The following is a 22,392-nucleotide window of genomic DNA, read 5'->3' as shown; positions in this document are numbered from 1 at the left end:
CTACTTTTCCTATCTATTAAAATCTATCAGTATAAGTTTTTACATTGTACTCTTTCTTTAACTCTTCAATCTTTTTATTATAAGCTTCAGTTACTTTCTCTGATTTAATAGCTTCACTAACTTCTTTTTTAACTTCCTCTAGAGTTTTTACTTTCTCTTCTCCTTGAACATTTGCAACAGTTATTAAGTGCCATCCAAATTCAGATTTTACTGGTTGAGATATTTCTCCATTCTTTAGCTTCTTAAATGCTGCATCAAACTCTTCCACCATTCCGCTATTTTCATATTCTACCCAGCCTAAATATCCACCTTTGCCTTTTGTAGAATCTGTGTTATAAGTATCTGCTTGCTTTTTAAAATCATCTAGATTTTTAATTTGAGCTCTTACTTCCTTAGCCTTTTGTTCAGAATCTAATAATATATTATAAGTATCAGCACCTGCTTTTGTTGTATATTTTGATGCCTTATTCTTTTCATAATATTCACTTATCTCTTCATCCGAAACTGTTATATCTTTACTAACTTCTTCTCTTAACTTGTCATTAACATCACTTGCAATAACTATTTCCTTAAGGAACGCTTCATATTCTTCTACTGTCATTCCATAAGATGATGTTATTTCTTTTTCATAAGCTTCTTTACTTCCTGCTACTTTTATTAAAGTTTGTATTTGTTCATCAAGTTTCTTTTGGGCTTCTTCATCGCTCATAAGCAAGTTATTATCTTTACCATATTGTACAAGCAAAGCTCTAAGTACCATAAAATCTAACTCGTTTTGTCTCTCTTCTTTTAATCCATCAACTAAATCAGCGTTATTTTCAAAGTCTTTTCCATACTTCTCCTCTAACGCATTAAGCATTCCTCTCATAGAGTTATCCAAGTCACCTCTTGTAATCTTCTCATCGCCAACTTTAGCTAAGACAACCTTTCTTTTAGCTTCTGGTGTTTTTTCTATCATATTACATCCAGCTAAAGAAAACATCATAATACCGGCCACAGCCATAGTCACATACCTTTTTATCTTATTCAAAGCTATTCCCTCACTTTTCTCTTTATTAAGTAAAATTTATACAGTATAAGTATACAATAATAATGTGTCAATTCAAATACAAAAACCTTGTGTATTTATTTATTTTTTATTAAATTTTCTAACATCTCTTTAAAGAAAGCTAACATATTTTCTTTCTTTTGGTCCTTTAACTTAAATATAAAGGATGGTATTTCCCCAAACTTCAGCATTATACTATCTTTATACTTCTCTATTATTACTTTAAATATCTTCTCGTAATTACTGTCTCCTGCTTGGAATCTAAAGATAACATCATTTCCAGATTCTTTTATTTCTTCTATGGATAATAACTTAGCTCTACTCTTTATATACGCAATATCCATTAAGTTATAAACAGGGTCTGGAATATCTGAATACCTATCCTCTAATTCCTCTTTTATATCCATATACTCGTCTATACTTTCTATAGCTGCAATCTTCTTATACACTTCTATTTTTTGCATCTCATCTTCTATATATGATGATGGGATATATGCATCAACTTTTAAATCAACTGTTGTCTCTATAGGTTCTTTATCAATATCACCCTTAATTAGTTTCACTGTATCTTCTAGCATTCTACAATATAAGTCATATCCTATAGCAGCCATATGTCCATGCTGTGCAGATCCCATCATGTTTCCAGCACCTCTAATTTCAAGGTCCCTCATAGCTATCTTAAAACCTGAACCTAACTCAGTAAAGTCTTTAAGAGCTTTTAGCCTTTTTTCTGCAACCTCAGTTAAAACTTTATCCTTTGTATATAATAGGTAAGCATATGCTATTCTATTAGAACGACCAACTCTTCCTCTTAATTGATATAACTGAGATAATCCCATTTTATCTGCATCATATATAATAATTGTATTTACATTCTGAATGTCAATTCCAGTTTCAATTATAGTTGTACATACAAGTACATTATATTCATTAGCCATAAAATCTAGCATTTCTTTTTCTAATTGTCTTTCTGTCATTTGTCCATGGGCTATTCCAACTCTACTTTCAGGGACAAGATTTTTAATGTAGTTAGCTATTTTTTCAATATCCTCTACCCTATTGTATACAAAGTATACTTGACCACCTCTACCTATTTCTCTCATAATTGCATCTCTAATTAGTTGATCATTCTGCTCAACAACATAGGTTTGTATAGGATAACGTTCCTCTGGTGGTGTCTCTATTACAGATATATCCCTAACACCAGTTAAAGACATATGTAATGTTCTCGGAATAGGAGTAGCGCTTAAAGTAAGAACATCTACATTCTTCTTTAAGTTCTTAATCTTCTCTTTTTGTGCAACACCAAATCTTTGCTCCTCATCTACTATTAATAACCCTAGGTCTTTAAATACTATATCTTTAGAAACTAATCTATGGGTTCCAACTAAAATATCTACATTCCCCTCTTTTACAGATTGTAAAGTACTTTTTTGTTCTTTAGCAGTTCTAAATCTGCTTATCATATCTATCTTAATTGGAAAATCAGAAAATCTCTTAATCATATTTTTATAATGCTGCTCGGCTAATATTGTAGTAGGAACAAGAAATGCTACTTGTTTCCCTTCCATTACAGCTTTAAATGCTGCTCTTAAAGCAACCTCTGTTTTTCCATATCCAACATCACCACAAAGTAATCTATCCATTGGTTTATCTGATTCCATATCCTTCTTGATTTCTTCTATTGATGATAGCTGGTCAGGCGTCTCTTGGAATGGGAATTCATCCTCAAACTGCATTTGCCATTCTGTATCTTTTGAATATTTATATCCCTTAACTGAAGCTCTTGCAGCATAAAGCTTTACTAAATCCTCTGCAATTTCGTTGATAGATTTTTTAACTTTACTCTTAGCTTTTTGCCACTCTGCTCCACCTAGTTTATTTACTTTAGGGGATTTCCCCTCACTTCCAATATACTTTTGGACTAAATCTAATTGGTCAACAGGCACATATAACTTATCACCTTTATCATATACAATATCTAGATAATCTCTCTTATGTCCACTAACCTCTATTTGTTTAATACCCTTATATACACCTATTCCATGGTTAACATGTACTACATAATCTCCAGGTTTTAATTCAGCAAAACTTTTTATTTTAGATACACCTTTGCTCTTACTTTTTGTTTTAGAAAGCTTCCTTTTAGCTTCTCCGAACACTTCTTTGTCTGATATTACGCAAGTTCTATATTTAGGGCACTCAAATCCCTTTAATAGGTTTCCAAATGTTATAACGACTTCTCCTAAGGCTATAGATTCAATATTATCCCTATAACTACTCTCTATTCCCCTCTCTCTAAGTGTAGAGACAAGCCTTTCACCTCTAACTCGCGTACCTGATAATATAACTGTTCTATATCCATCTTTTTTCTTCTTTAAAATATCTTCAATTAGCAAGTCTAATTGCCCTTGATAATGATGCAAAATAGCAGAATTAATTTCGATCTTCCTTATAGGTGATAAGAATTCACCACCCTTATTAATTGCATCCATAGTAATATTTATCTTTTCTTCTAATAACTCAATAAGTTCTTCTTTCTCAAGTAGGAGCTTCCCTTGAGAAGGTAGTATATCCCCCCTTTGAAGAAAAATAGAATAATTTTCATTAAACTCTAAGTAAGTACTGTCTAACTTACCTAGGGACCTTACCTTGTCATCAAGCACAAATATATAATCTTCTAAGTAGTCAAATAAGCTCTCACTCTTTTTGTAAAATAACGGTAAATAACTATCTATAGTTTCAAAATCATGAATTTCTCTTAACTCTTCTAAATTCTTAGAAATAACAGTATTTAGCTTAATACCTCTTTCTTTATCCTTATTATTCTTTAATGTTAAGTCTAATTCTTCTTTAATGTTATTTAATGCATAATCTATAATTTCATCATCTATTATAATTTCTTTTGCAGGGAACACTTCAATACTATTTACTTTCTCAATACTTCTTTGAGATTCTGTATTAAAAGTTCTTATAGAATCTATTTCATCACCAAACAATTCAATTCTATATGGATATATAGAATTTGTAGGGAACAAGTCTAAGAGTCCTCCACGAAGTGAGAACTCTCCTTTTCCTTCTACAACATCAACTCTATCATACCCTGCTTCAACAAGTATCTTAGATAACTCCTTAAAATCAACTTCATCACCCACATTAATACTAACAGTATGTGTTATAAAGAGATTTTTTGGAGTATATCTAGCTGCAAATGCATCAATCGATGTTACTATTATATTTTTATTATTTGATAATATTTCTTTTATTACATTTAGCCTTGCCCATCTTAAGTCTCCTGAAATTGCATCAACATTATAAAACACTATTTCTTTAGCCGGGAAGTAATATACATTGCTTAAATATAAATTTAAGTCTTCATATAAATTCTTAGCTTCCATATCGCTATTAGTTATTATAACAACAGGCTTATCACTAACTTCATATATTCCATTTATCACATAGGATTTACCTGATTCCGATAATCCTTCAATCTCTATAGGATGCTTATCACCTTTTATATATGATTCCAACTCAATAAATTCTTCACTACTTATTAAGGGTTCCATTAACCCTCTCAACCTCATTTTACGCACCATCCTTAAATCTTCTTATTTGGTATAAATCCATTAAACTTATTCATTGCCTCTTTAGTATCGGCCTTAATTACTACCTCTACTGAATCAGTAACAGCATTTAAAGTTTCTTCTAATACTTCCCTCTCTTCTTTAGAGAACTTTCCTAATACATGATTAACTAGATCAGATTTAGGTTGTCCTACCCCTATTTTTATTCTAGAGAAAATATCAGAGCCTAAATGAGCAATTATGCTTTTTATACCATTATGTCCACCTGCACTACCTTTTTCCCTTATTCTTATTCTTCCAACTTCTAAACTTATATCATCATAAAGCACTAAAACATCTTCATTAGAAAGTTTATAGAAATCCATTATTGCTCTTAAACTTTCTCCACTTAAATTCATATATGTTGTAGGCTTTAAAAGTATAACCTTTTCACCGCCTATGAATCCTTCTCCATAGACACCTTTAAATTTTATCCTATTTAATTCTATATTATACTTTCCAGCAATTTTATCTATAGCATCAAAACCAATATTATGTCTTGTATTTTCATATTCTTTCCCTGGATTTCCTAGTCCAACTATTAAAAACATATCTATTCTCCTTTTGTTTCAATTATCATCTTAAATAATTATACTAAATAATATTATACTATTAAAATATGCAATTATAATAAAAATAAAAAAGTAACTAAGATACTTTATTTTTAATCTTTACAAAATATCTAAAAATAAAAGAGACCTTTAAGTCTCTTTTTATTCCATAATCAACTCTATATTAGTTTCTATTCCATCATGAAGTATAGTGCCTTTAACAATATCACCAGGATTTTTATCCTTAACTAATTTATATATATCTTCCGGTTTATCAACTTCAACTCCACTTATATCAATTATTATATCAGTAGGAGTTATTCCAGCCTTATCTGCAATTCCTCCAGCTTTTACAGTAGCAACATATACGCCTTTAACATTTTCTTGTTTTTCACTCAAGGCAATTCCCCTATTTATTCCTAATATATCGGTATTACCTATTAATCTTTCTACTATATGACTAATTTCATTTCCACTTATAGAGAAACTTAAAGCATCATCACCAAACTTATCATCTATAAACTTACTATTCATGGCAATTAACTTACCGTCCATATTACATATTACTCCACCGTCATTAAACTTATTAAGAACTGTATTAGTTTGTACTATTGAATATACATTTCCTTCATTATCCTTTACGTTATCATTCATTGATGTTATTACCCCAGGCAAAGATATACCTACATAACTATCTGACATAGTATTCCCTATTGATACAATAAATTCCCCTTCTTTATAATTGTTGTATTCCTCTATTTCTATTGGTACTAAATTATCGTAATCTATTTTTATCAATGCTATATCTGCGGCTTTATCATAGGCTACTAAATCACCTTTTGTTGGCTTAATACCTGGCGCTGTCACATTTACATAAATATCCTTGAAATTTTTAACCCTTGCATAACTAGTAATTATGTATCCTTCTTTTCTTATTGCTATTCCTGTTACATTTTCTTCTGAATATGTATTATATGAAAGTTTATTCGCCTCATTTGAAATGCTAACCAGAGAATATGATGCTTTCTCTATTGCTTCAGAAAATCTTTTTTGCAAGTAATCCCTATTCATCTCATAATTTTGCTTTATATTATTTAAAACATTTTCTTTTGAAAAAGTTTTTTGAATTATAACTTTTGCAGATATTGCTCCACTTATCACCGCAATAAGTATAAAACATAAAGTTATAACTATATTTTTAATTCTAAAGTATCTTACTCTTTTTCTAAAATGTATTTGCGGATCATTTTCTTGATTTCTATTCCCATTTTCTTCGTCACTCATAAAACCCCTCCAGAAACTATATCTTAGATATAGTAAATGTAAATCTTACTCCATCTTTTTCATTGTTAACCCAAATATCTTCTCCATGCTGTGCTAATATTAACCTTACTATAGGAAGTCCTAAACCTGTACTTTCTTTATTAATTCTTGCCTTATCAGACTTATAAAATCTATCCCATATCCTTGCTAGTTCCTCAGATTTTAATAAAGGGCCATTGTTAAATACACTTACATATACCTTGCTTCCCTTATCATTAGTTGTAATTTTTATGCATCCATCATCATTACTATACTTTATAGCATTATCAATTATATTAGTTAATACTTGTATTAGCCTATCTCTATCTGCATATACAAATTCATGTTCTCTCCCAAAAGTAACCTCAACATTAACCCCTTTATTTCTTATTTTCCCATCAAAATTAGCAATACACTGCTTTATCAATATGTTAATATCAAATTCAACCATATTAAGTTTGAACTTTCCTTCTTCCATGGCAGATATATCTAATAAATCGCTAACTAATCTAGACAACCTCTTTATTTCATCATAAACAATATTTAGATAGTAATTTTCCTTATCTTTAGGTATAACTCCATCTAATATCCCCGCTACAAACCCCTTTATTGAAGTTATTGGCGACCTTAATTCATGAGAAACATTAGATATAAAATCTCTTCTATTCTTGTCTGATTCCTCAATAGCTTCTGCCATAACATTGAAGGAATTTGCAAGTTCTCCTATTTCGTCATTTGAGGTTATCTTTACCCTTTTTCCTACATCTCCCTTGGCTAATCTTCTAGCAGCTATATTTATTTCATTAAGTGGATTTATTATCATTCTTCTTGCAAAATAATATATTATTATTGCAGCTACTATTACAGCAACTATAGCAGACAACCAAACGATTTCATATACACGATTTAATCCACTTCTTATACTCTGTTCCGGTGTTATCATTACTATAATTCCACGAAAATAGTTATCCTGAAATATAGGTTTTAGATAAGTATGTGATGATGTCTTCATAATTTCCCTGCCACCGCGTTCAATGGCTAAACCACTTTTTAATTTATCCATATTTTTTTGTGATACGCCTATATTCGTATACTTGTTTTCTATGAACTTATCACTAGATACTTCATATACATACCCAATATTGTCAGTTATCAATATATCAACATCCATAGAATTGCCAATAAAACTTATACAATCCTTTAGTTCATCTTCCTTTGAATTCTCTTTCCCATTAAGATAGGAAAGAACAGAATCAGATATAACTTTACTTTGCCTATCTAACTCCTGTATCTTTTGCCTAAAAAAGTAATTCTTAAACCATAAGGAAAGTACCAATGCAAGTGTTATTAGTATTAAAGCTAAGATAGAAGAAAATGTTATTATGAGCTTGTATACTAATCCCTTTCTTTTCATCTACTTCACCTCAAACTTATACCCTACTCCCCATACAGTTTCTATTTGCCACTCATCTCCTCCGCTAAGTTTTTCCCTAAGTCTCTTAACGTGAACGTCTACTGTTCTAGAATCTCCTGGGTAATCATACCCCCATACTTCACATAAAAGTTGTTCTCTAGTGAATACTTTATTTTTATTAGATGCTAAATAATACAGTAGTTCAAATTCTTTAGGAGGCATCTTAACCTCTACCCCCTTATATTCAACTTTATACGAATTAGCATCTACTATTAATTCACTAAAATGTAATACTTCTTTATTTGTACTATCAATAGAATATCTTCTCATTACAGCTTTAACTCTAGCCATTAACTCCTTAGGCTCAAAAGGTTTTACAACATAATCATCTGCCCCAAGCTCTAACGCTAAAACCTTATCAAATGTATCTCCCTTTGCTGTTAGCATTATTACAGGAGCACTTCCTTCTCTTCTTATCCACTTTAATACATCAATACCATCAACGCTAGGTATCATAACATCTAGTATTACTAAGTCTGGTTTGTAATTTATAAATTCTTCTTGGGCTCTTTTCCCATCATAAACTACTCTTGTATCATATCCAGAACTCTTTAAGTACATATTAAGTACTTCGCAAATATTGTCATCATCATCTACTACTAATACCTTGCCTAACTTGCCATCCATGAATAATCCTCTCCTTCTTATTAACTCTAACTATAAATTTATCACTATTTCGAATAAATATATATACTTTAGATACAAATGTTACAAATTATTCACCGGAAAGCATACCTGACCATACTATAAATTCCTAAAGACAAAAAAGTGTTCTAATTGATACAAGACATCAATTAGAACACTTCTTAATTATGTATTTATTCTTCGAATAACTTACTTATTGGTTCATCATCATATATTCTCTTAATAGCTTCTGCAAAAATAGGTGCTACTGAAAGAGACGTTATCTTATCTGTTTCTACATTTTCTGGTAAATTAATAGTATTTAGCATTACTAATTCCTCTATTGCAGAATTATTGATTCTTTCAAAAGCAGGTCCTGAAAGAACTCCATGTGTACAACATGCATAAACAGCAGTTGCTCCTAAATCCTTAAGTGCATTTGCAGCATTTGCTATTGTTCCAGCAGTATCTATCATATCATCAATAAGAATACACCTCTTACCTTCAACTTCGCCGATTATATTCATTATTTCTGAAACATTAGCCTTTGGTCTTCTCTTATCGATTATAGCTATTGGGGCATGTAATCTATCAGCAAACTTTCTTGCTCTAGTCACACTTCCTAAATCAGGTGAAACTACTACAACATCATCTTGATCAGCTAATCCTTTTTCAACAAAGTGCTTAGATAATATTGGCGCTCCCATTAAGTGATCTACAGGGATATTAAAATATCCTTGTATTTGAGAAGCATGTAAATCCATAGTTAAAACTCTATCTGCTCCTGCAGCTGTTAAAAGGTCTGCAACTAACTTCGCAGTTATAGGATCTCTTGATTTAGCCTTTCTATCTTGTCTAGCATATCCGTAATAAGGAATAACCGCATTTATTCTACCTGCTGATGCTCTTTTAAATGCATCTATCATTATTAACAATTCCATTAAGTTATTATTAACTGGTGAACAAGTAGATTGTACTATGAATACATCAGCACCTCTTACAGTTTCATTAATATCAACAGATATTTCTCCATCACTAAATGTTGATACTTTTGACGCACCCATTGGTACACCTAGTATCTTAGCAATTTCATTTGCCAATTCAGGATGTGAATTTCCAGTAAAAACTTTTATATTTTTGCCATGAGTTAGCATATATTTGAGGACCTCCTTAAAATTAGTACTCTTTAGTTTTTGGTATAATCTATATTATTTTATTAAACCCTTCTTTTTAACCCAACCTTCAATATTTCTTTGCTTAGCTCTAGCTATAGCAAGATCTCCTTCTTTTACTTCAGAAGTTATAGTTGAGCCTGCAGCTATATAAGTATTATCTCCAACCTTTACTGGCGATACTAAATTAGTATTGCAACCTATAAAGCTATTATCACCTATAACAGTTTTGTGCTTTTCTTTCCCATCATAATTTACAACAACAGTTCCACAACCAAAGTTGCATCCACTTCCCACTTCTGCATCACCTATGTATGTTAAGTGAGATACCTTAGTTCCATTGCCAATAGTTGATTTCTTTATTTCTACAAAATCACCTATTCTAGCATTATTACCAATACTAGTTTCTGGTCTAATATATGCAAATGGCCCAACTGTAGTATTCTCTCCAATTTTACTTTCTAATACTACTGATGCTTGGACTTCAACTCCACTTTCTATAATACTATCTTTTATTCTACAATTTTGTAGAATAGTACAGTTTTCTTTTATAACTGTTTTTCCTTCAATTATATTGTTAGGATATATAATAGTATCCTTTCCTATTTCAACGTCTGTTCCTATATAAGTAGTCTTTGGATCTATTAATGTCACACCATTTTCTAAATGCATATTATTTATTCTGCTTCTTAATATTTCTTCAGCTTCTGCTAATTGAACTCTTGAGTTTACCCCTATAGTATCTTCATAATCAGCTACTACAGCACCAACTCTCTTACCAGCTTCTTTTAGTATTCCAATAACATCAGTTAAATAATATTCACCTTGTGAATTATTGTTAGAAAGCTTATCTAATGAAGATAAAAGTTCTTTTATATCAAAGCAGTACATTGCTGCATTCATTTCATTAACCTTTAGCTCTTCTTCGTTACAGTCTTTATGTTCTACAATTTTTACAACTTCGTCTCCATTTCTTATAATTCTACCGTATCCAGTAGGATCATCTACAAAAGCAGATAATAAAGTTGCAGAATTGTTTTTCTCTATATGTTCATTCATTAATCTTTCTATAGTCTCTACCTTAGTTAGCGGTGCATCTCCTGCAAATATTGCAACAACACCATCTTTTCCTTCTAAGAAACTCTTAGCACACTTTACAGCATGACCAGTTCCTAATTGCTCTTCTTGTAATGAGTAAGATACACATCTACTTTTTGTGCCTTCTTTTACTAGCTCTGCACCTTTTCCTACAATTACATTAACATCTTGTATGCAAGCTTTCCTCATGTTGTCTATAACATGATTCACCATTTCTTTTCCACAAACTTTGTGTAATACCTTTGGAATATCTGATTTAATTCTCTTTCCTTGACCAGCTGCTAGAATAAGAGCACATTTATACACAATACCACCTCAAAACTTTCTTTTATTCTATAAAATAACTAAGTAAACTATATATACTTACTTTATTATATTTGAATAACTATATCATTTCAACCTTTCGCAAATTTTTGCACAATTCTATAAAATCAAAAAAAGATGGGTTGATATTTATTTTGCTTGTTCCGTCGCAAGCTCCAAGTGACAGAAAAGCAAATTAAATTCTTTTACTTTCCTAGATAGTAAAAAAAATAAAAGGAAGTACTACTTCCTTTTATTTTAGTAAATAAATTATTCACTCACTGATTCTTCAGTTGTTTCTTCATTAAGCGCCTTTTCATAAGCATCTAATATAGAACCTTGAATCTTCTCTCTAGTGTCTGTGTTTATAGGATGCGCTATATCCTTAAACTCCCCATCTGGTGTCTTCCTACTTGGCATAGCAATAAATAATCCATTTTGACCTTCAATAATCTTAATATCGTGTACAACGAATTCATTATCAAAAGTAACGGAAACTATAGCTTTCATTTTCCCGTCAGTAGTAATCTTTCTGATTCTAACATCTGTGATTTGCACTGCACTACACCTCCAGTTGCCTTAATGGTAATATAATTCTCCATTTCCTCCCAAATTCCTCTTTTTATTCAAAATAAATTTAGAAAATTTAGTTTTGCATTATATTTCCACTAAAACATTGATTTATTAAGAAAACATTTCTGATGGTTGTACTTCTATTATTGAAGATTTATCTACTGAATTTAGTTCTACAATAGAAACATAATCATCAACTAATTTTTTCTCTACTTGCTTATTGTCTATAAGAACTCCTATTCCAACTAATTCACTGTCAAATTCTTTTAGTAAGTCTTTAATTCCTTGAGCAGTTCCTCCACCCTTCATAAAGTCATCAATAAAAATACACTTACTTGATGGCTTCATAGATCTCTTAGATAGGGACATTTGTTGTAGTCTTCCACTTGTTCCAGATACATAGTTTATAGTTACTGTAGGGCCTTCAGTAACTTGAGTATCTCTTCTTGCTATAACAAGTTGAACTCCTAAGTTCCTAGCAACTTCATATGCAAGAGGTATCCCCTTTGTTTCCACTGTTATTACGTAATCTATATCCATGTTTTTGAAACATGATGATAATATTACTCCTGCTTTACCTATAATTTGAGGATTGTACATAACATCAGTAACATATATAAAGTTACCTGCAATAACTCTTCCGTCATCCTTAAGTAAATCACATAATTCTAAAGCAAATTTGTTTCCTTTTTCATACCCTATAATAGGAATAAACTTTATTCCACCAGCTGCTCCAGAAATTGTTTCAACTTTTCCCATTTCAAGTTTTTCTAGTAACTCTCTTATTATAACTATATCTTCACTTATTGTTGATTTTGCTGCATTTAATAAATCCGAAAATTGATTTAATCCTAAGATTTTATTAGGGTTTTCTAATAATAACTTTGTAATAGCTACAACCCTACTATTTCTGCTTAACTTTTCCATTTATATCACCTACATTTTTCATAATTACACGAATTATCCAATTATAAACAACTCCTAATATTCATATTCTATTCCATATCTTTACCAATATCAATAGCTTTTAAACACTAATTTTGTAGAATGGTATTTTTTTACCCTAATGTGTGTTCATTTTATAAAATTTGTATATAATTATAAATGTACTAAGAAAAAGGGGATGATAACTTGTCATTTGATTTTATAAAAGATAAACATATGAAAATCCACTTCATTGGAATTGGTGGAATCAGTATGAGTGGGTTAGCCGCTGTTTTATTAAATAACGGATATAAGGTTTCAGGTTCTGATTCTAAGGAGTCTGCAATTCTTGATAAACTTAGAAAAAAAGGTGCACAAATATACATAGGTCATGATAGTAAGAACTTAGTTGACGTTGACTTAGTAGTATATACAGCAGCAATTCCTGACAGCAATCCTGAAATTATAGAGGCTAAGAAGCAAAACTTAATATTAATGGATAGGGCAGAATTTTTGGGATTAATAATGAAGGGTCATAAATATAATGTAGCTGTTGCTGGTACTCATGGCAAAACTACATGTACATCTATGATTTCACATATAACCCTTGAAGGAGATCTAGACCCTACTATTTTAGTAGGTGGAGATTTAGATATCATTAATGGTAATTATAGAATTGGTCAAAGTGAGTATTTTATTACTGAAGCATGTGAATATAAAGCTTCATTTTTAAGATTCTTTCCATACGTAGGAATAATTCTTAACATAGATGCAGACCACTTAGATTACTACAAAGATATAAATCATATAGCAGAAACATTTGAAAAATTCTCTCATCTAATACCTAAAGATGGATACTTAATAGGATACGGGGGAGACGAAAGAGTAAAAGCTATATTAGATAAAGCAGAATGTAATACTATAAGCTATGGCTTTGATAATGAAGATATCGTTGCTAAGAACATTTCTTATGATAATAAAGGTTGTGCAACATTTACTGTCTATGAAAAAGATACGGAGTTATTCGAAGTTTCCTTATCAAACCCAGGAAAACACAATGTATTAAATGCTCTTTCAGCTATATCTACAGGCTTAATATTTAACATTCCAAGTGATAAAATAATATCTGGCCTAAAGAAATGCAAGGGTGCTCATAAAAGATTCGAATATAAGGGCGAAGTTAATGGCATAACAATTATAGATGACTATGCACATCATCCAGTTGAAATAAAAGCCACATTAAATACAGCTCAAAAAGTTGATCATAATAAAGTTTATTGTGTATTCCAACCACACACATATACTAGAACAAAAACTTTATTTGATGAATTTACAACAGCTTTCGATAATTGTGACGAGCTTATTCTAATGGATATATATGCTGCAAGAGAAGCAGATACAGGCCTAGTCTCATCAGATGAACTAGGTGATGCAATAAGAGCTAGAGGAATTAAATGTACTAATGCTCACTCTCATGAAGAAGCTGCTAATATATTAAAGTCAAAAGCAAAAAGTGGAGACATTATCTTAACAGTAGGTGCAGGAGATGTAGTTATTGTTGGAGATAAATTGCTAGCAAAATAGATCAAAAATTTAAAGACATTATCTGAAATATTATTATTTTAGATAATGTCTTTTGTTATACCCTAAATTTTCCTCTCATAATTTATATAAAAATCCTTTATTTATCATTGAAAAATCTTCATCTTTTTTATAAGCTATAGTAGTTATTTAAAATTAGACTTATAAAATTAATAATTTATAACAAAATATAAGTAGGAGTGATTTTTATGGATTTATTAAACAATATCAAAACCGCCGTAGAATTTATCCAAAAAAAGAGTAAATATACCCCTGAAATAGGGCTAATACTTGGCTCTGGATTAGGTTCATTGGCTGATAGTATTGAAGACGCTGAATACTATGATTATAGTAGCTTACCAAACTTCCCAGTTTCAACTGTTGAAGGGCATGCAGGACGTCTAGTTATTGGTAAACTTAAAGGAAAAATAGTTGTTGCCATGCAAGGAAGATTTCACTTTTATGAAGGATATAGCATGACTGACGTCACTTTTCCAGTAAGAGTTATGAAGCTTCTTGGCGTAAAAACATTAGTTGTTACTAATGCAGCAGGTGCCGTAAATACATCATTTAATCCAGGAGACCTTATGATAATAACTGATCATATAAATCTTTCTGGTTCAAATCCACTAATAGGTAGAAATCTTGATTCATTTGGAGTTAGGTTCCCTGATATGTCAGAAGCTTATAATAAAAATCTAGTATCATTAGTAAAAGACGTTGCGTCATCTCAAGGTCTTGATATTAAAGAAGGAGTATATGCCATGATGAGTGGTCCTACCTATGAGACTCCTGCAGAAATAAGAATGGTTAGGGTTATGGGGGCTGATGCTGTTGGTATGTCTACAGTTCCAGAAGTTATAATTGCTAAACATTCTGGTATGAATGTTGTAGGAATATCTTGTTTAACAAATATGGCTGCAGGAATTTTAGATCAACCTTTAAATCATGAAGAAGTTATAGAAACTTCAAATATGGCAAAAAATAATTTTATAAATCTTATGACATCTTTAATCGAAAGATTATAAAAAACACAAACAAATGATAAAATTTTAGCATAACAAAGGAGAAATTAAATTGGACAGATTTATTGGAATTTTAGGCGTTATAGTTATTTTAGGAATAGCTTATTTATTTTCAGAAAATAAGAAAAAGATTAATTGGAGACTTGTAGCTACAGGATTAGGACTACAAATAATATTTGCTTTAATTATATTAAAAGTTCCATTTGGTAGAAAAGCATTTGAAGCTGCTAGTGGATTTATAACAAGAATTCTTGATTTTACAGCTGAAGGTACTACATTCTTATTTGGTAACCTTACAGATCAAGCTACTTTTGGTTCAATATTTGCTTTAAATGTATTACCTACAATTATATTCTTTTCAGCTTTAATGGGAATTCTTTATTACTTAGGAATAATGCAAGCTATAGTTAAGTTTATAGCTAAGGGAATATGTAAATTACTTGGTACATCAGGAGCAGAAACACTTAGTGCAGTTGGTAATATATTCTTAGGTCAAACAGAAGCACCTTTATTAGTTAGACCTTATATAAGCTCTATGACTAAATCAGAAATGACGGCTATTATGGTTGGTGGTATGGCAACTGTTGCCGGTGGTGTTATGGCTGGATATGTAGCAATGGGGATTAATGCAGGTCACCTTCTAGCTGCTAGTATAATGGCAGCACCAGCTGGACTTGTTTTAGCAAAAATGCTAGTTCCAGAAACGGAAGAACCTGAAACAAAGGATATAACTAATATTGAAGTTGAAAAGACTGCTTCAAATGTGGTTGAAGCTGCTGCAAATGGTGCTAGTGATGGTTTAATGTTAGCTCTTAATGTTGCTGCAATGCTATTAGCCTTCGTTGCACTTATTGCTCTATTTAATTACTTAATTGGTTTAGTTGGTGGATTATTTGGTTTCCCTGAATTAAGTTTAAACTGGATCTTAGGTAAACTTTTCTCCCCACTAGCATTTGTAATGGGGGTACCAACTGGAGATTTATCAGCAGCTGGTAGCTTATTAGGTCAAAAGGTTATGATTAATGAATTCGTTGCTTACTCTGATCTTTCAGCTCTATCAGCAAGCGGAGTACTACAAGAAAAAACAATTTTAATTATGACTTATGCACTTTGCGGATTTGCTAACATTAGTTCAGTTGCAATTCAAATTGGTGGTATAGGAGCTATGGCACCAAACAAAAAAGGAACAATTGCTAAACTAGGTTTTAAGGCATTACTTGGTGGTGCATTAGCAACTTGTTTAACAGCTACAATAGCAGGAATATTATTCTAATAACAAAGCGAGTATTATTTTACTAATACTCGCTTTGTTATTTATTCCAACTTCATCAACTCTGATTTTACCTACATATTTATATATTTTTTTATTGTTATATTTATATATTTTTTTATTGTCATATTTATATATTGTTATATTTATATATTTGGCATTATTGTGCTTCAGCTTTTCTTTGTAGAATATAATTAATCATAAAACAGATTGAAGATATTACAATAAGAGTAGTTACTCCAAGATAAACATTTCTACTTTCATATCCAAATATCTTTGAAAGTATCTCTCCTACATTAATCCAAAAAGCTTCTGGAATAAAACTAGATGCTATTGCAAAAGTTGCTAGGCTTCCTCCTGCAATATATTTACCAATCTTGTTTAATCTAAATAATACTGTAGTAATTAATAACCCTATAGAAAATATAACTAATAATACTCCAACTAAAAACAAATAATTTTCTAAAAGAGATTTAACGCTATTATCAACCTTAAATGTTACACCTTCTAAAAAAGCTGTAGCTCTAACTTTCCCATAAATCATATCATAGTTCATTGGACACTCTACAAATAAATTATAGATCCTGTTGATTATAATATCTATCACAGGAATCACCAATGAAACTACAACGGAGTAAAAAAGTGTTCCTAAATAAAAACTTTTTCTAGAAACATTATTAGCCTGTGAAAAGTAGAAAGGACTTTTAAATGAATTTAAAGCCATTACAAAAATAAAAATCCACGTACTTAATTCTAAACCTGAGGACATAAAATTCCCTTCACTACTTCTAGCTAATATAGATAATACAACTATTACTGCTATAAATATTAAATAATATATTATAGTTGGTTTAATAAATGTTTCTATTTGATACTTGCATACCTTTTTTGCTTTATCCACCTATACTTCCCCCTTACTTGTTAAATTTACAAATAGCTTTTGAAGCTCAACTTTTGATATTTCTAAATCTAATTCCTTAACTTTTATACTATCTTCATCACTTCTCTTGCCTTCTATAGTAACTTTTTTAAAGCCACCAAGAACCTCTTCTGCTATTATCTTTTTATCTTTTACATACTCATCAATCTTATCACTCTTCCCTGATACCGCATAACATTCAGAAATTAATGATTCTACAGAATTACTCTTTAATACCTTTCCGTCCTTAATAATAACTACATCCTCTATAAGGTCAGATATTTCTTCAATTATATGAGTTGAAATAATTATAGTACTTTCATTTTTTTCATAAACCTTTAATAACTCTGAGTAAAATAATTCTCTATGATTTGCATCCAAACCTAAAACTGGCTCATCAAATATAAGCACTTCTGCATTAGATGCTAAGGTTATAATAATCTTACAGATTGAATTATATCCTGTAGATAAACTTCTCAACTTCATATTTATATTTAGCTCAAATAGTTTGCTCAACTCCTTTGCATAATCCATATCAAAGTTTTTGTAAAATTCTTTTGTCCACTTAAATATATCTTTAACCTTATATTCAGTGGGTAATAAATTTCGTTCTGTCATAAAATATATCTTAGAAAGTGCCACATCATTTTCTATAGTGCTTTCTCCGTCTACAATTATTTCCCCGGAATTATAAAAAACCCTATTTGTTATACAATTTAAAAGGGTTGTTTTTCCAGCTCCATTTCTCCCTAGAAGCCCATAAATCTTTCCTTCTTCAAATTCTAAAGCTATATTATCTAAGACCTTATTTGATCCATATTTCTTTACTAAGCCTGATATTTTAATATTACTCATTTCTTAGCCCCCCTTTTATCATTTCTATTACCTCATCACTTGTTATTCCCAATCTTTTTCCTTCTTCTATTAACTTAGATACATAATTATCAAAAAAAGTTGCTCTTCTTTTTTCCTTTAACTTCTCTTTTGCCCCACTACAAACAAACATACCTACACCTCTCTTTTTATAAATAATATTCTCTCCAACTAATAGGTTGTATCCCTTTCCTACAGTTGCTGGGTTTATTTTATATGTCACAGATATTTCTGTTGTAGAAGGGACTTGTTCCTCTTCTTCATATATCCCATTTAGAATTCCATCTTCTATGGTATTAGCTATTTGTATATAAATCGGAAATTCATCATTAAACTCAAACATATTTTCACCTCCGCACTTCATTGGTTAGTTGCTTATGTAATTAACCATAACACTTCCTAATTTTATTATCAAGCATTTTTTCCATAAAATAAAAGAACTGTGTAAATACAGTTCTTTTAAGCCTATTTTTCTATTACTAATAAATCTTTTGTTACAGAGTTTAAAACTTTACATCCATCCTTAGTAACCATAACTAAGTCCTCTATTCTTACTCCTATTCTTCCAGGAATATATATTCCTGGTTCTATAGAAAAAATCATTCCCTCTTTTACTTCTTCATGGTTGACTGAGCTAACATCACCAAAATCATGATCCTCTATTCCTATACTATGACCAGTTCTATGAGTAAAATACTTTCCATACCCTTTTGATTCTATATAATCTCTCGCAGCTTTATCTATATCAGAAAATTTTACTCCTTCCTTAACTATAGATATTGCATTTATATTGGCATTTTTAACCACTTCATAAACTTCTCTATCTTCTTCACTTGGTTCACATCCAAAGAATACTGTCCTAGTCATATCTGAGCAATAAGATTTATATACTCCCCCAATATCAATTACTACACTTTGACCTTTTTTCAATACAGTATTATCTGTTCCATGATGAGGATCTGCTCCATTAGGACTAAATGCAACTATAGGTGAAAAGGAGAATTCAAATACACCTTCATCTTCATAAAGTTCTTTTACACGTTCTGCATAATACTTCTCAGTTTTTCCTTCTTCTAATTCACTTATTAACTTTTCAATTACTCTATCATTTTTTTCAGAAGATATGAACATTAACTCTTTTTCTTCCTCATCTTTAATCATCCTTAATCTATCAATAATTGGAGAGGCATTTACATATCCACTTGCAGCATTCATATCCATTAAAGAAATTAAGAAATGAGCTGGCCAGTTCTTATCTACACCAATCTTTTCACTTTTATCTAAGAATGATGCTAATATTTCTACTGGCTTATCTGTATCCTCATACCAAACTAAATCTACACCTAACTCCTCTTCTACAGGAAATAACTTATTAACTATAAGCTTATGTTCTCCATTTGTCTTTAGTAAAAGAGTAACCATTCTCTCTCCCGGATGAAACCATTTCCCTGTCAAATAAAACATTGCTGGAGGTGCTGAAACTAAAATTTGTTTTAATCCCTCATTTTTCATTTTTTCTAGCACTTTATTTACTCTATTTTCTTTCATTTGTTTCACTCCTAAAATATTAATTACTTTATTCTTATATTACATCACATTAATTATAATATCTATTTCTTTATGCTATAATTACTTATATATAAAGTGTATTGGAGGAATTTAAATGAAGATAGGAATTATATCAGATATACACGGAAACATTTATGCACTTATGAGAGTTTTGGAGGACTTAGATGATCAAAAGGTAGACACTATTATATGCCTTGGAGATTTAGTTGGATATGGACCTCATCCAAATGAAGTTGTTTCTATGATTAGAAGAAAAAACATACTATGTATAAAAGGTAATTATGACGCTTCTGTAGTAGATGGAGCATACACTTATATTAGAGACACAGCAATTAACTCTTTCTCTCTTCCTTGGACTGTTGAAGAATTAAGAGCAGAAAATAGATATTATCTAGATAATCTTCCTACGAATATTACTCTAGATTTTAATGGTAAGAGAATAAAATTTGTTCACGGAAGTAACAATTCTATTAATGAATATCTTTTAGAGGATTCAGATAACACAATTAATATTATGAACTCTTTAGAAGAAGATGTTTTAGTTTGTGCACATACACATCTTCCATCAATAAAGGAATACAATAGCAAGTTATTTGTTAATGACGGTAGCGTAGGAAAACCCAAAATAGGGTCACCTGACTCAACATATTGTATTTTAGACGTCGATAAAGATGGTAATATAAAAGGAAAAATAAGACACGTTTCTTATGAATATAAAAGAATCGTAAAAGATATGCAAATGTTAAACTTCCCTGCTGAGTTAGTAAGAAGTTTTGAAGAAGGACGAGAATAAAGGAAGGTAATTACCTTCCTTTATTCTTCATTAACTACTGTATAATATATTGTTTCATAGTAATTAGAAACTTCTTTAGATGAATCATAGATTCCTGCATTAATATCGTATTTTCTACTGCTTACTTGTATTAATACCTCTCCTAAGGTACCAGTATAAATAATACAAAATTCTTTATCATTCATAAGTACTATAGTGCCAGTTTCTATGTCTTTAGTTTTATAATTTACACTAGCCTTATTTAATATAATATCTTTTGTTTTTTCTAATATCTCTGATGACCTATATACATTAGCTAAGTTATCTCCATCACTTAAGGATGTCTTGTAGGTAAAACTTTCATCAAACCTAACTACATTATCAAGGGTTTCTCCCCTCATTACTCCAATAAACTTAATCCCTAGAAATATTAAAATAAGCACTAGGCAAATAGCAAAGATAAAATATGAAGTTTTTCTAAATCTTTCTTCACCAGAGTTTTCTACAACATTTAATTCATATATATTATCATACATTCCATCTTCATCTTTTAAACCATCAAAATCTGTTTTTACATTATTAGTTGGTGCACTTATTCTATTTTCATTTATAAATTCTCCTATTGAATATTCTTCTTCATCATTCCATCCCTTATATTCTATAACTCTTCCTATAAACTCATTTTGAAACCTTCTATACTTTATTTCATCTCCATTACTTCTATTAGAAAGTCCCGTATTAACCACTATTTCTGCTGTCCCTGAGCTATATAAAATAAAATTATTACTAAATAATTTATCATGGTCAATTTTATTAAAAAACTCTCTATTTTGAAATAATATGTATTCTTTATAATCCTCATTTACTTCTAGCCAACATACTTTATTATCATCTACATTTTCCAATATATATTCTGCCCATTTTTCTTTAGCATTCATATTTGAAAATGTAGTTGCCCCAATAACTCTATAATTATCATCATCAATTTTCAATTTAGAATCAGTTCTAAAGAACACCCCACTCACCTCTCCTATATTTTACCATAACGGATAATAAGCACACAAAAAAGAGCAATGAATCTAATTTTTGTTCACTACTCTTTTTTATACTCTAGTTATTACTTAAGTATGCCAACTATCTTTATACCTCTCATAGACTCTAAATTGTTGGAGTGACATGAATAGAACTGCTCAGTTAAATCCTTTCCGGCTTGCACTCCAAAATGATTACCACTCCTCCAAAAAGAACTTTCAGTAACATCATATATAGTTCCATCTACAGCTACATATGCACTATTTCCATTCCTTCCATTAAATCCTTCTAACTCTTCTAGAGTAAATTCTTTACCTGATCTATATCCAGCTACTTCTTCATTATTTTCAGATTCATTAGAATCATTAATAATTAACTCAATATCATCTATAATATCTTTTATTTCCTCTATTATAGCTTCTCTGTCTTCTTCACTTCTGGACACTAATACCCCCTTTAAGTAATTTAGTCTATTAAACTTCTTTAATAACAATTTTTCTTGGTTCATATATTCCTCCAAAATCATAATCTATAATAATGTATGATAGATAAGTTGCATTTGTTAGAAAAGTATTGTAAAATCTAGTTATTATATTTTATTAACTATGACGAGAAGAGTAATCTTAGGAAGTAGTCTTAGCGAATAAGGGATGGTGTAA

At 30.5% G+C, this 22,392-nt stretch carries 20 protein-coding genes and 1 other annotated feature (1 of these 21 only partly in view); of the genes, 4 read left to right on the top strand and 16 right to left on the bottom strand.

Annotated elements, in window-relative coordinates:
* Nucleotides 1–16: 16 nt before the first annotated feature.
* The 10 genes from I4V16_RS10475 to purR all read right to left on the bottom strand — a co-directional run bounded on the left by I4V16_RS10475 (nt 17) and on the right by purR (nt 12,695).
* Complete coding sequence (locus I4V16_RS10475; protein ID WP_099330055.1) at nt 17–1,030, bottom strand: peptidylprolyl isomerase; 1,014 nt, start codon at nt 1,028–1,030, stop codon at nt 17–19.
* A 95-nt stretch (nt 1,031–1,125) separates the two neighbouring features.
* On the bottom strand, nt 1,126–4,632 hold the full coding sequence (gene mfd / locus I4V16_RS10470) for a transcription-repair coupling factor (RefSeq protein ID WP_195617391.1): 3,507 nt from the start codon (nt 4,630–4,632) through the stop codon (nt 1,126–1,128).
* 14 nt (nt 4,633–4,646) lie between these two features.
* On the bottom strand, nt 4,647–5,222 hold the full coding sequence (gene pth / locus I4V16_RS10465; RefSeq protein ID WP_049178176.1) for an aminoacyl-tRNA hydrolase: 576 nt from the start codon (nt 5,220–5,222) through the stop codon (nt 4,647–4,649).
* Nucleotides 5,223–5,384: 162 nt separating this feature from the next.
* Nucleotides 5,385–6,506: a trypsin-like peptidase domain-containing protein gene (locus I4V16_RS10460; protein ID WP_111938108.1), complete on the bottom strand. Its 1,122-nt coding sequence runs from the start codon at nt 6,504–6,506 to the stop codon at nt 5,385–5,387.
* 16 nt (nt 6,507–6,522) lie between these two features.
* The gene (locus I4V16_RS10455; RefSeq protein WP_049178174.1) at nt 6,523–7,938 is read right to left on the bottom strand and encodes a HAMP domain-containing sensor histidine kinase; all 1,416 of its coding nucleotides are present in this window, start codon (nt 7,936–7,938) and stop codon (nt 6,523–6,525) included.
* Nucleotides 7,939–8,625 (bottom strand): response regulator transcription factor, encoded by a 687-nt coding sequence (locus tag I4V16_RS10450; protein ID WP_049178173.1) that lies wholly within the window; start codon nt 8,623–8,625, stop codon nt 7,939–7,941.
* Between the two features lie 191 nt (nt 8,626–8,816).
* On the bottom strand, nt 8,817–9,776 hold the full coding sequence (locus I4V16_RS10445) for a ribose-phosphate diphosphokinase (RefSeq protein ID WP_049178171.1): 960 nt from the start codon (nt 9,774–9,776) through the stop codon (nt 8,817–8,819).
* A 54-nt stretch (nt 9,777–9,830) separates the two neighbouring features.
* Nucleotides 9,831–11,198: a bifunctional UDP-N-acetylglucosamine diphosphorylase/glucosamine-1-phosphate N-acetyltransferase GlmU gene (gene glmU, locus I4V16_RS10440; RefSeq protein WP_049178169.1), complete on the bottom strand. Its 1,368-nt coding sequence runs from the start codon at nt 11,196–11,198 to the stop codon at nt 9,831–9,833.
* Between the two features lie 267 nt (nt 11,199–11,465).
* Nucleotides 11,466–11,753: a septation regulator SpoVG gene (gene spoVG / locus I4V16_RS10435; protein ID WP_049178168.1), complete on the bottom strand. Its 288-nt coding sequence runs from the start codon at nt 11,751–11,753 to the stop codon at nt 11,466–11,468.
* A gap of 126 nt (nt 11,754–11,879) precedes the next feature.
* Nucleotides 11,880–12,695 carry a pur operon repressor gene (gene purR / locus I4V16_RS10430; RefSeq protein WP_099330054.1) on the bottom strand — a complete coding sequence of 272 codons (816 nt, stop codon included), beginning with the start codon at nt 12,693–12,695 and terminating at the stop codon, nt 11,880–11,882.
* Nucleotides 12,696–12,899: 204 nt separating this feature from the next.
* On the opposite strand from purR, the gene murC reads away from it, so the two are divergent.
* From murC to I4V16_RS10415, 3 genes are all read left to right on the top strand, one after another.
* Complete coding sequence (gene murC, locus I4V16_RS10425; RefSeq protein ID WP_049178165.1) at nt 12,900–14,276, top strand: UDP-N-acetylmuramate--L-alanine ligase; 1,377 nt, start codon at nt 12,900–12,902, stop codon at nt 14,274–14,276.
* A 206-nt stretch (nt 14,277–14,482) separates the two neighbouring features.
* Nucleotides 14,483–15,301 (top strand): purine-nucleoside phosphorylase, encoded by an 819-nt coding sequence (locus I4V16_RS10420; RefSeq protein WP_049178164.1) that lies wholly within the window; start codon nt 14,483–14,485, stop codon nt 15,299–15,301.
* Between the two features lie 49 nt (nt 15,302–15,350).
* The gene (locus I4V16_RS10415) at nt 15,351–16,571 is read left to right on the top strand and encodes a NupC/NupG family nucleoside CNT transporter (protein ID WP_049178162.1); all 1,221 of its coding nucleotides are present in this window, start codon (nt 15,351–15,353) and stop codon (nt 16,569–16,571) included.
* Nucleotides 16,572–16,728: 157 nt separating this feature from the next.
* Here I4V16_RS10415 and I4V16_RS10410 read toward each other — a convergent pair whose 3' ends face one another.
* From I4V16_RS10410 to I4V16_RS10395, 4 genes are all read right to left on the bottom strand, one after another.
* The gene (locus I4V16_RS10410) at nt 16,729–17,469 is read right to left on the bottom strand and encodes a hypothetical protein (protein WP_049178161.1); all 741 of its coding nucleotides are present in this window, start codon (nt 17,467–17,469) and stop codon (nt 16,729–16,731) included.
* Nucleotides 17,470–18,342, bottom strand: coding sequence for an ABC transporter ATP-binding protein (locus tag I4V16_RS10405; protein WP_099330053.1), 873 nt, complete (start codon nt 18,340–18,342; stop codon nt 17,470–17,472). It lies immediately after the preceding gene.
* Nucleotides 18,335–18,724, bottom strand: coding sequence for a GntR family transcriptional regulator (locus I4V16_RS10400; protein ID WP_243282799.1), 390 nt, complete (start codon nt 18,722–18,724; stop codon nt 18,335–18,337). Before I4V16_RS10400 ends, I4V16_RS10405 begins: the two co-directional genes overlap by 8 nt.
* 101 nt (nt 18,725–18,825) lie before the next feature.
* Complete coding sequence (locus tag I4V16_RS10395; protein WP_195631483.1) at nt 18,826–19,908, bottom strand: Xaa-Pro peptidase family protein; 1,083 nt, start codon at nt 19,906–19,908, stop codon at nt 18,826–18,828.
* 115 nt (nt 19,909–20,023) lie between these two features.
* Between I4V16_RS10395 and I4V16_RS10390 the strand changes: the two genes are divergently transcribed.
* Nucleotides 20,024–20,722 carry a metallophosphoesterase family protein gene (locus I4V16_RS10390; protein ID WP_111938094.1) on the top strand — a complete coding sequence of 233 codons (699 nt, stop codon included), beginning with the start codon at nt 20,024–20,026 and terminating at the stop codon, nt 20,720–20,722.
* A 20-nt stretch (nt 20,723–20,742) separates the two neighbouring features.
* Here I4V16_RS10390 and I4V16_RS10385 read toward each other — a convergent pair whose 3' ends face one another.
* Entirely contained in the window at nt 20,743–21,693 is a 951-nt protein-coding gene (locus tag I4V16_RS10385) for a DUF4178 domain-containing protein (RefSeq protein ID WP_207745427.1), read from the bottom strand.
* Nucleotides 21,694–21,818: 125 nt separating this feature from the next.
* Complete coding sequence (locus I4V16_RS10380; protein WP_053089723.1) at nt 21,819–22,241, bottom strand: cytochrome b5 domain-containing protein; 423 nt, start codon at nt 22,239–22,241, stop codon at nt 21,819–21,821.
* An 88-nt stretch (nt 22,242–22,329) separates the two neighbouring features.
* Nucleotides 22,330–22,392, top strand: a binding site (T-box leader) (it continues 176 nt past the right edge of the window).

Source organism: Clostridium sp. 1001283B150210_160208_E6, assembly GCF_015669365.1.
Taxonomy (GTDB): Bacteria; Bacillota; Clostridia; order Clostridiales; family Clostridiaceae; genus Clostridium; species Clostridium paraputrificum.
Note: the sequence above shows the minus strand (reverse complement) of the source record. Positions and strands in the feature narration are given on the sequence as shown.

Excerpts from the sequence above, each read along its gene's own strand:
- mfd (WP_195617391.1), bottom strand. The coding sequence starts at position 4,632 with ATGAGGTTGAGAGGGTTAATGGAACCCTTAATAAGTAGTGAAGAATTT.
- pth (WP_049178176.1), bottom strand. The coding sequence starts at position 5,222 with ATGTTTTTAATAGTTGGACTAGGAAATCCAGGGAAAGAATATGAAAAT.
- I4V16_RS10460 (WP_111938108.1), bottom strand. The coding sequence starts at position 6,506 with ATGAGTGACGAAGAAAATGGGAATAGAAATCAAGAAAATGATCCGCAA.
- I4V16_RS10455 (WP_049178174.1), bottom strand. The coding sequence starts at position 7,938 with ATGAAAAGAAAGGGATTAGTATACAAGCTCATAATAACATTTTCTTCT.
- I4V16_RS10450 (WP_049178173.1), bottom strand. The coding sequence starts at position 8,625 with ATGGATGGCAAGTTAGGCAAGGTATTAGTAGTAGATGATGATGACAAT.
- I4V16_RS10445 (WP_049178171.1), bottom strand. The coding sequence starts at position 9,776 with ATGCTAACTCATGGCAAAAATATAAAAGTTTTTACTGGAAATTCACAT.
- purR (WP_099330054.1), bottom strand. The coding sequence starts at position 12,695 with ATGGAAAAGTTAAGCAGAAATAGTAGGGTTGTAGCTATTACAAAGTTA.
- I4V16_RS10420 (WP_049178164.1), top strand. The coding sequence starts at position 14,483 with ATGGATTTATTAAACAATATCAAAACCGCCGTAGAATTTATCCAAAAA.
- I4V16_RS10405 (WP_099330053.1), bottom strand. The coding sequence starts at position 18,342 with ATGAGTAATATTAAAATATCAGGCTTAGTAAAGAAATATGGATCAAAT.
- I4V16_RS10400 (WP_243282799.1), bottom strand. The coding sequence starts at position 18,724 with ATGAAGTGCGGAGGTGAAAATATGTTTGAGTTTAATGATGAATTTCCG.
- I4V16_RS10395 (WP_195631483.1), bottom strand. The coding sequence starts at position 19,908 with ATGAAAGAAAATAGAGTAAATAAAGTGCTAGAAAAAATGAAAAATGAG.
- I4V16_RS10390 (WP_111938094.1), top strand. The coding sequence starts at position 20,024 with ATGAAGATAGGAATTATATCAGATATACACGGAAACATTTATGCACTT.
- I4V16_RS10380 (WP_053089723.1), bottom strand. The coding sequence starts at position 22,241 with ATGAACCAAGAAAAATTGTTATTAAAGAAGTTTAATAGACTAAATTAC.